Genomic DNA, 14,864 nt, shown 5'->3' on the forward strand with positions numbered 1-14,864 from the left:
CGAGGGCAATCCCGGCCAGCGCACGCCCCCGGGTCCTTGAACCCTTGGCAGATCCACCCGGCTCTTCGACAAGCCGCTCATCCCGAGCCATCAACGGACGACCCCTCATCCCGCGGCCGGCGGCCGGGCGGAGAGGTCTACGCCGAAGACCTCCTTGTAGCAGAGACTCTCGGCTCGTTGAGCCGCCGCAGTCCTGTTCCACGCACCATCAGAAAAGTTGCCCTTCTCATCCACATCAGGGAAGTCCGGAGCCCCGTTCTCCTGCATACATGTGGCATACCGTCGGTTCTTCTTGGCATCCTCGGGCGACTGCGTAGGCTCCAGCGCCTCCCTGATACTGTCAGGCACGGGAAGACCAAGCGGCTGGCACTTCTCCATCGCCTGGCGAGTCGCAGCGTCCTGCTTCCAGTTCCCTAGGCTGGTGGTATCGATCTCTCCCCGAGCATCGGGATCCGGGACGTCTACTCCTTCCTTGCGCAGGCAAGCCACCACCTTGCGCTGACTCTCCGCGTACCGGGCCACCTCCGAATCCGGCTCGCCCTCGTTCGTGGCACCGGCGGAGCTACTGCCCTGCGTCGCCGACGCGACCTTCGCCTCACTGCCACCGCATCCGGTGGCAGTCACTGCCAGCGCACAGGCCGCAGCAGCGGCTAGAACCAGACGGCCCGAGTATCGAGAACGCATGCGTATCCCCACACCTTCATCAGATCGGCTTGTCGCAGCTCTGACGGTGTCGGCAACGCTGCGACAGCGACCGTAGAAGAAGCCCTATGAAGAACCCATGAAGAACCCCTCAAGAACCGATTTGGTAGATGCCACGGCAACGTCTCGTCGTGTCGAATGCGACGGTGAACGGCTGCTTGGGCAGCGGGTGCGGCCGCTGCCGTTCCTCGAGCAGAGCCTCGGCCGGCCGGCGGCGGCTCTCGCGGTGGACCGGTCGTTGACCGCGTCGCAAAACTCCCGGCAGGCCGCCTCGAGCTGGCTCATCGTCTTGTACTGCGGCAGCAGGTTCGCGCTGGTGGGACCAGGTCCGCCTTCGCGATGCGGACTGTTGCCTCGCTTCTGCCCTTCGTCTCGAGGTCTGCCGGAAGACAGGTCCTGATCCTCATGCCGTAGTGCCGGCCCGCCTTGCGCCGAATCCAACAGCGGTGAACACAACAGCTGGCTCCGACACTCGCCTCACCATGACGACATCACGCATTCTAGGTCAGTAGCGGAACCAAGGAGTGGACTCGTCCTCGATACTTGCAATGGCGGGCGACGGCCTGGCGCCTGGGCCGCCACTGCGACCATCTGCGCTCGGCTGTCCTTCCCGGCCCGGTCATCACGAAAATCGCAGGAGCGCAGTCAGTGCAGGACGCCGATCTGACAGTTCTCGGTGCGGCCGGCGGTGCCGGAGCCCGCGAGCTATATCTGCCCAAGTCCTGGACGGACGACCGCGAACGCTGCCGCGCCGCCAAGATCCCTGATGAGAGGGCCTTCGCCACCAAACCAGAACTGGCCAGGGCCATGGTGCTGCGCGCACTCGCCTCCCCGCTGCCGATCGCCTGGGTGACCGCGGATGCCGCCTACGGCCAGGAGTGGCGCTTTCGCCGGATGCTGGAAGAAGCCGCAGTCGGCTACGTGCTCGCCGTCCCGAAGTCCCAGCCGGTGCCCCGCTTCGGACGCATCGACCACCTCTTCACCCAGGCACCGCACGAGGCATGGGAGCAACGTTCGTGCGGCGACGGCGCCAAGGGCCCGCGCGTCTATGACTGCGCGGCCGTCCAGCTCCCGGTGATCGAGGACTTCGACGGCGAGCGGCCCACCCATCACCGCTGGGCGCTGGCCCGACGCAGCCAACTACACTCCCGACGATGCCTCTGACCAGGCCAGATAGCGAACCGCTGCTGGAGTATTAGGCCGAGGCCATACGGCGTGCCGAAGGGCGAGTTTCACATCGCCGAACCCGAAGCCCTTGCGGAGGAGCGAAAAGGGCGAGATAGCAGGCGCCCAGGATGAGGGAGCCGAGTAGCGTGGACGTCCCGCTGTCGCCCGTGCCGAGCAGCGCTGCGGTACCAGCGAGCAGCAAGAGCGCGGCGGGGCGAGCGGCAGGGTGAGGGACGAGACGGCGCCGACCGGCGAGAGGTGAAGCCGCGCGCTGGGCCGACGCCGGGGCAGATGTGCTCTCGCACATGAAGCCAATCTCCGGCCCGCGCCGGTTCCTCCTCACCGCTGCGGTTCTCGCGCATCGATCTATGCGCTTCGTGAGCGTCATGCCGTGGAAGTGCCCGGTCTTGGCGGTCGGCAGGTCTTGAATTGCTGCTGCGAGTCGCGGTGAAGGTCCCGGATGGCGTCGGACAGTTGGGGGAGGTCCGACAGGTCAATGTTGCGCGGGTTCGCCGCGTACCTGACCAGGCCGAGGAGCAGCCGGCCGGCGGTGCAGGATGTCGGCTTCCTGTTGCTGCCCTTGCGGGTCGCCGTCGTCGGTGGGCTGCGGCGGGGCGCTGGGGAACCGGTCGTCCTCAGCCAGGCAGTCCCGCAGAGCCGTTGGCCACACGAGCGGGACTGGCTCGGGGCTGCCCTGGGTTTCGGAGCCTCGGACCGCCAGGATGACCCGTGCCTCCTGCGAGCGGTCGGCGCGCTTCTGAAGATCACCGATGGCGGCCAACTGAGCTGCAATGCGGCGGATCCGCCGCGCATGCTGACTCGCGCTCGTCTTGCCGGCTGCGGATCCGGTCGGCTGCCTGCTGCAGCCGGTGAAGAGTGACGGTGTGTTCCTGCGTCGCGGCGTACAGGTGACCGGCGCATTCTGCGGTCCGTCGCCACACGCGGTTCCGACTCGTGGCTCACCCTCGGGTTGGGGAAGTGCATGACGTGGCGTCGACACGAACTCACGCATGTTACGGGTGCCGGGAGCAGTACAACGTCCGGCCCGAGACCGGCCAGACGGACGGCTGCGCCCTGTTGAGGATCTTTCCTACGACTTCAGATTTCGCGTTGGAGTAATCCTGGAGGTGCTTCCATGTCCTGGTTGCGAGCTCGTGCTTTGTGCGTGCGTAGAGTTCGCGGTCGGGCTCGTTAAGGCGTAGCAAGTCGCGGAAGAGGAGGACGCGGGCTGCCTCAGCGCATCCCTGCTGGAAGACGTGCAGGTTCACTGGTGGAACGTCCCTGCGCAGCATTCGGTGCCCGTGATAGTCCGGCTGACGGATCAGCAGGCTGTAGCCAGCGGCTTCCAGCTGCGGGACGTAGGCAGACTCCTCCTCAGGGTCGGTGACGAGAAGGTTGATATCTATGAGGGGCTTCGCTGGCAGTCCAGGGACCGAGGTGGAACCGATGTGATCGATCTGAAGAGCCGCCGCGCCAAGCGCACCCCGTATTTCTTGGGCTGCTTGTTCAAACCATGCCGGCCAGGCGGGGTCATACTCAGAGATTACGATCTTCTCGTCGTCCATTTGCGCAGTATACGTAGCTACGATGGGGCAGCAAGGGGGGCTACACCGGATTCTCCCGCCCTCCCTCGATCGCTTGAGCGGAGCCGAGTCACTCCATGGCTGGCATGGGAAACTCAGCCGTGCAACGATCTTGGGCATGTTCGTTGGCGTGGCTTGGTATTGATGAGCTGACGGTTGAGCAGACCGAGTCGTGGTTTGAGGGCATAGCCGTCTTCACGCCCGCTCCGACCTGCCGCCTCGTGCGGAACCCGATATCGACGCAACAGCCGCCTGATGGTGGCGATTGGGCTCCCGATTCCCGAGAGCCGGAACGACTTCTGGATTTCACCGAGTCCTGTGTCGACCGGCCTGTCGTGGAACCCCAGTCAATGCAGACGACGGCTACCAAAGTGGTAGCGACGAGGTCAGACGATTTCTCGGCCCGCAACAATAAGCGGAGAACACTGTTCACCGCCGAGCCCGGCCCCGAGCGGCGCACGCCCTCTGCGAGGTGGAGATCCTCGGAAGCGCCGACTCAAGGACAACAGCGTTCATCAGACCGCAGCAACACACAAGATGGTCCCTGGAGGCCTCACTCCTCGAGCAGATGATGCTGCAGGCGAGGTGGAGGTCGGCGCGTGTCTCCTAGAGGTTGTCCCGTAACCAGTGGGGCGGTTGGTGCGTTGGCTGGGCATGGGTGGGGTGATCTCAGCGGATGATCCGAAGTGGATCGAGCCGTTCTCCGGGCTGACCGAGGTGCAGTTCGCCAGGCTGGTGGCGCTGGTGCGGCGTCGCGGCGGTGATGTTCAGCGCGGTCGCCCCTGGCGGCTGCCGCTGGAGGACCGGGTGTTGCTGGTGGCGACGTACTGGCGCACGAACCTGACGTTGCGGCAGGTGGCGCCGCTGTTCGGGATCTCGAAGTCTGCGGCGGACCGCATTCTCGATCACCTCGCCCCTCTGCTGGCCATCTCGCCGGCCCGCCGGCCGCGCAAGGACACCGTCTATATCGTGGACGGCACGCTGGTGCCGACCCGTGATCGCAGCGTGGCCGCGTCCAGCAAGAACTATCGGTACTCGACGAACCTTCAGGTCGTGATCGACGCCAACAGCCGCCTGGTGGTGGCGATCGGGATTCCGCTGCCCGGCAGCCTGGGCGACGGCCGGGCGTTCACGGAGTCCGGCGTCGACCGGGCCTGCTGCGGCACACCGACCATCGCCGACGGCGGCTACCAGGGCACTGGCCTGCTCATCCCGCACCGCAGACGACGCGGTCAGACGCACCTCAGCCCGCAGCAGGAGGCGGAGAATGCCGTCCACCGCCGGGCGCGAGCCCGGGTGGAGCACGCCCTGTCACGGTTGAAGAACTGGAGGATCCTGCGGGACTGCCGGCTCAAGGGCAAGGGTGTTTACCAGGCCATGCTTGGCATCGCCCGGCTCCACAACAAGGCCCTCACCGGATAACTCACGCCCCATACGGGACAACCTCTAGCGGATGCGGAGTCGTTTGAACTGGTGAGGCCAGGTGAAGTCGCGCTGAACGCCCCTGCAGGACTTGTGAGCCGGCAGCAGTGGATGGCGCGGCGGGCGATCTTGAGTGTGTTCCCCGCGCCGGACGAAGCCACGACATTTGTCCAGTCGCACACCGTCGACGAAGAGGCGGCGAGAGTGTGCTGCGGGGGCGGCCGCGTAACCCATGGACCCTGCTTCCGTGCGAAACCCCCACCCTTCGACAGGCCCCTGCCGATCGAGGCGAAAGGGCCGTGACAGTCGGATGGGATTGGGCGGGTGTACAACCTGGGGTGTCACTGGAGTGCCGTTCATCGGTAACAATGACGAGAAGGGCGATGACCATGGACGACCAGCTCAAGTCTGAGATCGAGCCAGACCTGCCCCCATACCGCACCCCGGCCGGGCCTGCCCCTACCCGGGCCGTCGGCAGTATCACGGGGTGTGCGTTCTGCCGCATGGCACGACGGCACCCACGACCGCCCGGTACATCACTCGTGAGCTGCCAGCGAGGCACGTGTTGTCGGATGTCGTGATGAGGGCACTGTCGGGAAGTGAGCACTCCCTCTACGAGCTCGTAACACGATCTTGTTGAAGTGCCCTGGTAGGGCGTGACTGATGTGATGATTCGGCCGTTCGGGATGGTGTGAGTGCTCGGCCGTGGATCGTGGACGATGGCTTGTGGGCGTTGATCGAGCCGCTGCTGCCCGCGTGGCCGGAGAAGTCGCCGGGGCCGCGGCCGGTGGCGGACCGGCTGTGTCTGCAGGGCATCCTGTACGTGCTCCACAACGACTTACTGGCCCTAACAAAGCCTCTTGACGTGCCGGTGGGTGATCAGGCAGACGGCGAGGCCGAGGAAGGCCTCGTGGATGTCGTCGCGTCGTTCCCAGCGGATCCGCAGGCGGCGGAAGCCGTGCAGCCAGGAGATCGTCCGCTCGACGACCCATCGGAAGGTGCCCAGACCGGTGCCGTGCGGCTGTCCACGCTCGGCGATCACCGGCCGGATCCCGCGCTGCCGCAGAAGCCGGCGGTACTTGTCGTGGTCGTAGCCACGGTCGGCGAAAAGCATGTCGGGCCGCCTGCGCGGCCGGCCGACGACTCCCGCGACGGCCGGGATCTTGTCCAACAGGGGCAGCAGTTGGGTGACGTCGTTGCGGTTTCCGCCGGTCAGCGACACCGCGAGCGGGATCCCCTGCCCGTCGGTGATGATGTGGTGCTTGCTGCCCGGGCGTGCGCGGTCGACCGGACTGGGTCCGCTTTTGGGCCCCTGCGTGCGGCCCGGACATGGGAGGAGTCGATCACCGCCCGCGACCAGTCCAGCTGGTTCCTTGACCGCAGCTTGTTCAGCAGAAGCTGGTGGAGCTGGTCCCAGACGCCCGCCTCGTTCCAGGTCGCCAGCCGGCGCCAGCAGGTCATGCCCGACCCGAAGCCGAGCTCCTGGGGCAGATACTCCCACTGGATGCCGGTGTGCAGGACAAACAGGATGCCGCACAGGGCCTGCCGGTCGGGCACCCGCGGTCGCCCTTCCACCTGCTTCGGCGGCGGCTCGGGCAACAACGGCTCGATGAGCGACCACAGTTCGTCCGACACGATCCACGGCCGCGACTGACGCTTCCCCATGACCACATCAACGAGCGATCAACCCGACAGTCACATGATCAACCCGCTTTTGTTAGAGCCAGTTAGCCTGGCAACTCCTGCCCCTGGAGTTGGGGTTCGGCTCCGGGCAGACCTGCTGGCGGCGCCTGGAGCGATGGCAGCAGGCCGGCGTCTTCGACCAGTTGCACCGCATCCTGCTCGCCGAACTCAACGCGGCCGGCGAACTCGACTGGTCCCGCGCGTGCGTGGACGGCTCCCACGTCCGCGCGAAAAAGGGGGAGCCAACACCGGTCCGTCGCCGGTCGACCGGCGGAAGGCGGGCAGCAAACACCACCTGATCTGCGACGGCAAGGGGACCCCGTTCAAGGTCTTCACCACCGCGGCCAACGTCAACGACGTCACCCAGACCTTCGCCCTCGTCGACGGGATCCCACGCGTGGCCGGACGGCCCGGCCGCCCACGCCGCCGCCCCGACTCGCTGCTCGGCGACAAGGGCTATGACTCCAACCCCAACCGGCGTGAGCTGCGCAAGCGGCGCATCCTGCCGGTCATCTCCCGCAAAGGCGCCCCGAACATCAAGGGGCTGGGCAAACTCCGCTACGTCGTCGAGCAGACCTTCGCCCTGCTCCACCAGTTCAAGCGCCTCGCCGTCCGCTGGGAACGCCGCACCGAACTCCACGACGCATTCCTCTCGTTGGCCTGCAGTCTGATCTGCTGGAGACGCCTCAAGAAACACCGATCATGATCGTGTTACGAGCTCTAAGGGTGAGATATTTGGCCTGGCTGATGGTCTGAAAGTACTTGGAGCGCGCAGGTGTATCGAGGTATTGCGTTTGCCCGCCGGAGACCATCAGCCATTTGCGCAATTGGCACCGCGGGGGTCGCACCGACAAACTCCGCTCCTGCTGTGTCCCGCCGCACCGTTGCTGCCGTCTGGGGAAGCACCGCTGGCGTAAGGGTTGAACCAGCGAGCCGAGAATTCGAACCCACCCGCCCGACAGCGCGAACGCGCTGGGGTGACCTTCCGATCCAGCAGCGCAGCTGTAGTCCGCTTGTGCCGGTGCCATGACTTGTTGGCGGACCTTCGTCACCTCTGGGGCAGGGCTGGCTGATGGCACTCTCCGTCGCTGGCCATCGCCCACAAAGCGTTAATACGTCGGCGCGCGGGCGACGAAGCGCATCATTGTGCCCCTTGCCCTCGTTCCGTTTCCGCTCGTAGTACGTCTTGGAAGCAGCGCAGGACTTGGGCTGGCCAGCGCCGACAAGTACATGGTCCGGAGCAAGCCACGGCGGTAGCGGCGGGTTCAGCGCATGTTGCCACTGACACGACCGGAGTCATGCGCTGTGGAGCCACCCGACGAAGCCGGCCAGCCGTCCGCGCTGCCGAAGGCGTCCACGCATCGGGCTCGCACCACGAACACCAACGAGTCCACTACCGTCGGGTAGTGGCCACGAGGACGCCGGGCGCCGCCGCTCGCTTGGCGAGGGCCTCTGAGCCAGGCACATGAGGCGCCTGTGGGCGTTCACAAAGCCACACCCTCGGTAGGGGCCGTGCGCCGATCTTTCACAATGCCTCATCCGACTGGGAAGACGACGTCACGGCTCTTGCACTCGAACAGTCCGGAAGGGCTTCACACCCCAGCACGGGAGCCATTCCGAACGAGTTAGGTACGGCAACCCATGGCTGACCAGTCATCACTGGGTTGTGAAGTGGAGTTAGGCGAGTGGGCGGGCGTCCAGCACACAGACGCCGCTTGGCGCGTCAACAACGCTGTCCACAATGAATCCTGCCTGCTGAAGCAGCACGCTGTACTCATCGGTCGTGCGATTTTTCCCTCCGAACAAAACGAGCATGATCATGTCACGGATAGCCCCGTCTTCGACGTCGTCAAGTGACATAACCAACTCAACTACGAGTAGGCGGCCTTTCCCATTCATCGCTTCACGGCACCTGCGAAGGATTTCGAGCGCTGACTCGTCGCTCCAGTTCGGCAGAACAGACTTGAGTACATAGACACTAGCTCCAGGCGGCACTTCGCTGAGGAAGTTGCCACTGACCAATTCGCATCGGTCTTCCAGCTTGCGTTCTGTTACTGTGCGGCGCGCCTGCTCGATCACGGCTGGCTGGTCGAAAGCAATTCCCCTCATTCCAGGGAATGAATCCAGCAAACCGCAGACTAGCGTGGCATCCCCCGTACCCAAGTCAGCTACAACATCCTTATCAGAAAAGTCGTGGAGAGTAATAAGGTCGCTCACAACCTCAGTGGTGTTCCATCGCATAGTACGGGCGAAGGATCCAGCCACATCACTTTTCTGGTCCAGAAGTTCATAGAGGGTTTGCCCGTGCCGGGCCTCGAATGCCGAGGCGCCGGTGATCAGGGAGTAGTCAAGGCCCATCCAGGCTTCGTAATATTCTGCCCCTGCCATTAGGGCTTGACCGTAGAGACCACCCGCTTCCTGCTGCAACGGCGCTAGGAGCGGAGTTCCCCGGAATGTGTCATCACCCACGGGCTCCACTAGCCCGAGTCCCTGGAGTGCACGCAGGAAGCGGAACATTTCGTTACTGCGTGTACCGGCCAGCTGGCTCAGTTCCGACACCGAACGCACCCGGCCATCCAGGTGATCGGGGATCCCAAGCCGCGTAGCACAAGCGATGAGTTGAGTCACGATATGGCCGCGAAGTAGGGACGCGACGATCCGATCGGGTCGCTGTTCCTCCAGATTACTGTTCACGGTCAGCTCCTTGACTCTATTGATCCAGCGGTAAGTTCTGGCGACTCTTCTGGCGAGCCGCCCGATTCCTGGCCATGCGTTGAGAAGGAATCCTCCCAATCGCTAACTGAAGGCTCGACAGGCAGCCTATCCAGATGCCGCAACGTGGTGGCATATCGGTTCATCTGCCGGAACCAGTTGCAAAGACAGACAACGAGCTCTCGTACAGTTCCGCCATTCGACGAAGTTCCGCCATGACGACGAAATAGAAGGCGCACTAGACACACCTCCAACGGGCCGAGTAACGAGTCATCCACCAGAGCAGCGGAAGGAACCCGTCGGCATCCGACTGCGCCACCGAGCATCGGTACGCTGTCAGCCCCCAAATCGGATCACCAGTCCTTTAGTTAGGGAACCTGGTCGTAGGGGCTGGCCGCGGGTCTTGACCGTTGGCGGATGCGGAGCCCATCGTTGACACCGCGATTCTTGATCTCGGGAAGGATATGCAGCCAGTGTTGAGGATCGCCGTACGGCTGTGACGGATTCCTTGAGACGCAATAGGTCGCCGGGCTCGTCCGCGAACTCAAGCGTCCCGGGGACGTCCCTTGCCTCCATCGGGATTACCACCCCAGCACCCTCTCGAGCAGTGAGGCCTGGTAACCATCGGCACGCTATCCAGCAGGAGTGGACATGCCCCTCCGGGACACCCCCGCCGACGTGGACGCCTTCGCCGCCGCATGGGAGGCATGGCACCGGCAGAAGGACGCCAACCTCGCCCATGAGCATGGGTTCCTCGCCGTCACCAGCCTGCACTGGCTGGACAGCGAGCCTCAGCGCTTCCCTGACGCGCCCGGCATCTGGTCGGCGGGCGACGAGGGCGTTACCGTCGTGCTCGGCGAGGGGGAGGAACTCGTCGTCGACGGCACGCCCGTGCGCGGCCGCTATTCCTTCGGGGTCATCCAGGAACGCGGCGGCGTCAACGCCATGTGGCGCGACGCAGTGATCGAGGTCGCCAAGCGCGGCGACCAGGACCTGGTCCTTGCCGCGGCACCCGGAGAACGCGCTGCGCACTGGGTTCACCGGAACACCGGCCTACCCGCCGGACCCGCGCTGGGTGATCACCGGCACGTACACCCCCTTTATTCAGCCTCGGCCAACCACCGTAGGCGCCGCGGTCGAAGGGCTTCAGCACGTCTACGACGCGCCCGGAGCGGTCCGCTTCCGGATCGACGGGCAAGCACTGCGTCTGACTGCATTCAACGGGCCCCTACCGGGCAGCCTCTCGGTGTTGTTCACCGACGCGACTTCCGGCGTGACCACGTACACGGCCAACCGCGCCCTGCATATCGACGCACCCGCCCCCGACGGCACAGTGGTGCTCGACTTCAACCGCGCCACCAACCTGCCGTGCGCCTACACCGACTTCGCGACCTGCCCTCTGCCGCCCGCCGAGAACCGGCTCCCGGTCGCCGTCGAGGCCGGTGAGAAAATCCCGAAGGAGCGGAAGCCGACCGCGCGGTGAGCGCACACTGCCGTCCCCGGATCCGCTCGCTGTGGTTGCTGACACCGGGCAACTTCGCGGAGGTCGGCCCGTACACGGGCCTGGGGGCGACGCTGCGGCTGTTCGAGTACGGCAAGCGCGGGGGGTGCCCCTATGACTTTGGTCAAGGGGTGATCGGGGTTGGTGGTTGGTAGAAGGTGCCGTCGCGGAGCATCGCGAAGAGCACGTCGGCTGGGCGTCGGGCGAGGCAGAGGATGGCCTGGGTGTGGTGCTTGCCCTGGGTGATCTTCTTGTCGTAGTAGGTGCGGGAGGCCGGGTCTGCCAGTGCGGCGAACGCGGAGAGGAAGAAGGCTCTTTTGAGCTGCTTGTTTCCTCTCCGTGAGGGCTGTTCGCCGCGGATGGAGGACCCGGAGGTCCGGGTTGCCGGGGCGAGGCCGGCGTAGGCGGCGAGGTGGGCGGCGGACGGGAACGCGGTGCCGTCGCCGACGTCGATGAGGATGCGGGCTCCGGTCCTGATGCCGATGCCGGGCATGGACATCAGGACCTTGGAAAGAGGGTGGGCCTCCAGGAGTTCCTCGATCCGGTGGGCCAGCAGTTTGCGCTGGTCGAGCACTGCCTGGAGCGAGGAGGCGAGGCTGGGAACGATCAGCGCGGCCGCATCCGTGCCCGGGACGACGACGGTCTGTTCGTCGAGCGCGGTGAACACGTCGTCGATCAGGCGTTCGGCCATCCTGGGTGCCTTCGGGCGGATCAGGGTGACGAGCCGTCGGCGTCCTGCCTTGCGGATCTGGGCCGGTGAGCCGAACTGGTTCAGCAGTCTGAGCACGGCCGGGTGCTGCATGCGCGGGCCCAGGACCCGTTCCAGATGCGGATGGATCTGCGTGAACAGGCCCCTCAGCCGGTTGGACAGACGGGTCGCTTCGGCGGCGAGGTCGTCGTCGAAGGCGACGATCATCTGCAGCTCGGCGATCGTCTCGTCATCGAGGTCGACCGACCGCAGCGTGTGGGGCATGGCCCGGGCGGCGTCGGCGATGATGAACGCGTCCTTGGCGTCGGTCTTGGCTTCGCCGGGGTAGAGATCGGCGATTCTCCGCATGGTCAGGCCGGGCAGGTAGGCGACGTGGCAGCCGAGCTCGCGGGCGACGGCCAGGGGCAGGGCGCCGATGGAGGCCACCTGGTCGACGATGACGAGCACGGTGCCGTGCGTGGCCTGGAGCTTGGCGAAGACCTCGCGGAGTTTGGGCTCGCTGTTGGGCAGTCTGCGGTCGAAGGTCTTCTTCCGGGCCGGGGTGAGCGCGGTGGTGTGGTGTTCGCCCTTGCCGACGTCCAGGCCGAGGTAGACGTCGATGTCGCCAGTATCGATCACGTGCTGGGTCCTCCGGTCGTACTCGTCCGGCCCTGCCACGGCACTGATTGCCACATCCACATTACGAAGAGCCTCCCGACCTGCGAAGAAGCCGGTGGTCATGCCCCTAATCAGCGGTCTGTCAGTGCCTCCGGAGCCGGTGACACCACCCCCCAGGCCATGCACTCGACAAGGGGAGGTAGTCATGCCAACTCCGAAGGCCGGTAGCCCTGTTGCAGGCTACGAAGACGGTAATGGGGGGCGATGGCGCCTGGAGCGCATCGGGTTCGGCACGGCGGTGATCCCGTATCGGACATCGGGTCCGATCAGGCTGGCCGCCGACCTCCTTCTCGCTCGACGATGTCCTCCCTCGGACCGTCTTCATATGCCGCGCATCGCGGAGCAGTGTCGGTCTGATCGGCTCGCGCCCCTCTCGTCGGCGGCAGCGGGTGCGGGCGGCGGACGACCTGGGCCCGGAGGTGTTCCACAAAGTGCACGCGCATCGGTACTGCGCTGCGGCGCACTGCGCAGGAACAGGCCGGCTGACCGAGCCGGAACGACGGACATCCAACCGTGAACCGGCCTTGTCATGCGGAACGTAAGGCACTTTGACCCGACGTCTGCTTCTCGCTCGTCGAAAGCAACGCACGCACGATTACACGTGGAGCAGTAGTGAGAGCTCTCGATCTTCCCATCTTCGCGGGCACGTGCGTCCTCGGGAGGGTAGCCGTCAACGACGCGGCAGTCGCGGCACTCTCCCGTCAGACACTCGATGCCGAGCCAGCAGTAGCACGCGTGCGAGGCGAATCCACCGGAGTACAGGACGATGCGGCTGACGGGTGCACGGGCGCGGAGGACTAGCCTACTGGGCCCGGGCTCCAGCAGTACCTCCGCATCGCGACCGTCAAAGCCTCACCGAAGGCCGACGCCTGCCGACGAAAGACGCTGCGCGTCGCACCCAAAGTGCCGTCTATGGCCAACCAGGTTCAATTCGGCGCCCCTGGCGAACGACAAGGCATCCGGCCGCGGCATGTCATAGCTCAGGGACTGGAGTGACGGACACGGCCGCAAGAGCCGCCGAGTGACCGCCGTTGCACTCGCCCAGCAGGCGGGCGATGTCCCCGCCCGGCACACGCCTTCCTCGTCTGCCGACTCCCACAACGAGAAAAGCGACGCTACAACCACGACGGCCACCGTTCGTCTCAATAGAAGTGGCCCCCAGCTGAACCGATGCCCCCAATCCGGACGTACTGCCAGCGAAGGCCGATGCGGTCTCCGCGTATTAGGGGCCGGATGTCGCTACTTACGCCTGCATGAGTGGCGGCATCCCCGCGACGTAAGAGAGGGGGAATTTTCCATGATGTACGACCACGCACCGAAGTAGTGCTCTGGGGCCGGGCTACTGATTCAGTAGCCCGGCCCCACCCTCTGCCCTTTACCGTTCTGAAGGACTGGACGCTCGATTGACAAACCTCATTTATGATCCTCTCGACATGGCGACCATCGCGGACCCGTATCCCGTATACGCGCAGCTACGCGAGAATGCGCCAATCTTCTGGCATGAGCGGATGAAGTCATGGGTCTTGACGCGGTATGACGACTGCCGTGAGGTTTTGCGCAACCACGAGGTGTGGGCGCGAGACTGGCGTCGTGTCGGGGTTGAGATGTCAGATGACCGACTGCATATCCAGCTCCAGGATCCGCCTGAGCAGGCGCGGTTGCGCAGCATTCTCCTGAATTCCCTCAACACGAGAGGCCTGGAGGCTTTGTGTCACAGAGCCCGGGCTGACCTGGAAGAAGCCTTCGCAAGGTTGGCGCTTCAGAAGTCATTTGACTTCCTGAGCGAGGTCGCCGCCCCACTCGCGCTGCAAATCACGTGTGACCTGGTCGGCATGGCACCTCCCCCGTTGGAGTCGTATGCGAAAACCTTCGACGGTATCACTCTGGCCATGGACGCGGGTCTGGAACCGGCGCGGGCGGCTCGATCGGAAGAGACACGTGTAGAGCTGGCCAGCCTCATGGCAGCTGGGTTTGCCAACCCTCTGCCGGGAGGGATGATAGCCGATCTTCTCGCCCACCCCGACTGCCGCGCCATGCATGAACGGTATGTACAGAACAGCATGGGCGCTATTTTCAATGCCAGCTACAGCACATTGTACGCGTCAACCGGCAGCGTACTGCTCGAACTGCTGCGCCGACCCGAGACGTTGGAACGCTTGCGCGACCCGCGGGTGCTTCGGAGTGGTATCGACGAACTCGTACGCTTCGTCAGCCCCGCCCAAGGGACGAGTCGTGTCGCGATCAAGACCACGCGTATCGGCGAAACCGAATTCCAACGGGGCGATGTGGTCGTCACCATGTTCGCTGCAGCTAACCGTGACCCCAAGCAGTTCCCTGATCCGGATGAGCTGATCCTAGACCGCTCGCCTAACCAGCATCTGGGTTTCGGCTGGGGACCACACGTGTGCATCGGGGCGGAACTCGCCCTCGTCTGGTTGCGCGAGTTCATCGACTGCCTGCACTCCTGGCCAGACCACCTGACCATGGCAGCCGAACCGGCCTACAAGCACACGGCCACGCTGCGACACCTGGACACTCTTCCTGTCAGCTTCCGCTGAACGGTGTGTGCCTCGCCGCAGGCCAGGTTTCCCTGCTCATTGCATCGCCGCAGCCGCCGGAGCGCTGGGGAATCCAATTGCTCCCAGCGCCGTACCCACTGAGTTGATGCCTATGGAGTTGATCGTGAACCAGGATCTGATGGTGCACAAACCCGGTGGGGCCGTTACTT

The 14,864-nt window shown here is 64.9% G+C and carries 8 protein-coding genes and 5 pseudogenes; 7 read left to right on the top strand and 6 right to left on the bottom strand.

Annotated features, from left to right (window positions below; genetic code table 11):
* Nucleotides 1–105: 105 nt before the first annotated feature.
* Complete coding sequence (locus AB5J55_RS43990) at nucleotides 106–684, bottom strand: hypothetical protein (RefSeq protein WP_369275966.1); 579 nt, start codon at nucleotides 682–684, stop codon at nucleotides 106–108.
* A 139-nt stretch (nucleotides 685–823) separates the two neighbouring features.
* Nucleotides 824–1,127: pseudogene (locus tag AB5J55_RS43995) on the bottom strand (IS21 family transposase); the annotation flags it as partial.
* 223 nt (nucleotides 1,128–1,350) lie between these two features.
* Here AB5J55_RS43995 and AB5J55_RS44000 point away from each other — a divergent pair.
* Complete coding sequence (locus tag AB5J55_RS44000; RefSeq protein WP_369275967.1) at nucleotides 1,351–1,866, top strand: transposase; 516 nt, start codon at nucleotides 1,351–1,353, stop codon at nucleotides 1,864–1,866.
* Nucleotides 1,867–2,882: 1,016 nt separating this feature from the next.
* Here the strand turns inward: AB5J55_RS44000 and AB5J55_RS44005 are convergent.
* On the bottom strand, nucleotides 2,883–3,434 hold the full coding sequence (locus AB5J55_RS44005) for a GrpB family protein (protein ID WP_369275968.1): 552 nt from the start codon (nucleotides 3,432–3,434) through the stop codon (nucleotides 2,883–2,885).
* Nucleotides 3,435–4,106: 672 nt separating this feature from the next.
* Here AB5J55_RS44005 and AB5J55_RS44010 point away from each other — a divergent pair.
* Nucleotides 4,107–4,874, top strand: coding sequence for a transposase (locus AB5J55_RS44010; RefSeq protein WP_369275969.1), 768 nt, complete (start codon nucleotides 4,107–4,109; stop codon nucleotides 4,872–4,874).
* Nucleotides 4,875–5,565: 691 nt separating this feature from the next.
* Nucleotides 5,566–5,703, top strand: a pseudogene (locus tag AB5J55_RS44015) (transposase); the annotation flags it as partial.
* 18 nt (nucleotides 5,704–5,721) lie between these two features.
* Here AB5J55_RS44015 and AB5J55_RS44020 read toward each other — a convergent pair.
* A pseudogene (locus tag AB5J55_RS44020) lies at nucleotides 5,722–6,539 on the bottom strand (IS5 family transposase).
* 74 nt (nucleotides 6,540–6,613) lie between these two features.
* Here AB5J55_RS44020 and AB5J55_RS44025 point away from each other — a divergent pair.
* Together AB5J55_RS44025 and AB5J55_RS44030 are read left to right on the top strand one after the other, a co-directional pair.
* Nucleotides 6,614–6,856, top strand: a pseudogene (locus AB5J55_RS44025) (IS5/IS1182 family transposase); the annotation flags it as partial.
* Entirely contained in the window at nucleotides 6,760–7,263 is a 504-nt protein-coding gene (locus AB5J55_RS44030) for an IS5 family transposase (RefSeq protein WP_369275970.1), read from the top strand. The pseudogene AB5J55_RS44025 and the gene AB5J55_RS44030, both read left to right, overlap by 97 nt.
* Nucleotides 7,264–8,234: 971 nt before the next feature.
* Here the strand turns inward: AB5J55_RS44030 and AB5J55_RS44035 are convergent.
* Complete coding sequence (locus AB5J55_RS44035; protein WP_369275971.1) at nucleotides 8,235–9,251, bottom strand: methyltransferase; 1,017 nt, start codon at nucleotides 9,249–9,251, stop codon at nucleotides 8,235–8,237.
* A gap of 669 nt (nucleotides 9,252–9,920) precedes the next feature.
* Here AB5J55_RS44035 and AB5J55_RS44040 point away from each other — a divergent pair.
* Nucleotides 9,921–10,752: pseudogene (locus AB5J55_RS44040) on the top strand (DUF1684 domain-containing protein).
* A 142-nt stretch (nucleotides 10,753–10,894) separates the two neighbouring features.
* Here AB5J55_RS44040 and AB5J55_RS44045 read toward each other — a convergent pair.
* A complete protein-coding gene (locus AB5J55_RS44045) occupies nucleotides 10,895–12,094 on the bottom strand; it encodes an IS110 family transposase (RefSeq protein WP_369276482.1) in 1,200 nt (399 codons plus the stop codon).
* A gap of 1,475 nt (nucleotides 12,095–13,569) precedes the next feature.
* Between AB5J55_RS44045 and AB5J55_RS44050 the strand changes: the two genes are divergently transcribed.
* Complete coding sequence (locus AB5J55_RS44050; RefSeq protein ID WP_369275972.1) at nucleotides 13,570–14,694, top strand: cytochrome P450; 1,125 nt, start codon at nucleotides 13,570–13,572, stop codon at nucleotides 14,692–14,694.
* Nucleotides 14,695–14,864: the final 170 nt, after the last annotated feature.

Source organism: Streptomyces sp. R11, from assembly GCF_041051905.1.
Taxonomy (GTDB): domain Bacteria; phylum Actinomycetota; class Actinomycetes; order Streptomycetales; family Streptomycetaceae; genus Streptomyces.

Bases quoted from the DNA above. Each gene is read 5' to 3' on its own strand.
- AB5J55_RS44005 (WP_369275968.1), bottom strand. From the start codon at position 3,434: ATGGACGACGAGAAGATCGTAATCTCTGAGTATGACCCCGCCTGGCCG.
- AB5J55_RS43990 (WP_369275966.1), bottom strand. From the start codon at position 684: ATGCGTTCTCGATACTCGGGCCGTCTGGTTCTAGCCGCTGCTGCGGCC.
- AB5J55_RS44010 (WP_369275969.1), top strand. From the start codon at position 4,107: ATGGGTGGGGTGATCTCAGCGGATGATCCGAAGTGGATCGAGCCGTTC.
- AB5J55_RS44050 (WP_369275972.1), top strand. From the start codon at position 13,570: ATGGCGACCATCGCGGACCCGTATCCCGTATACGCGCAGCTACGCGAG.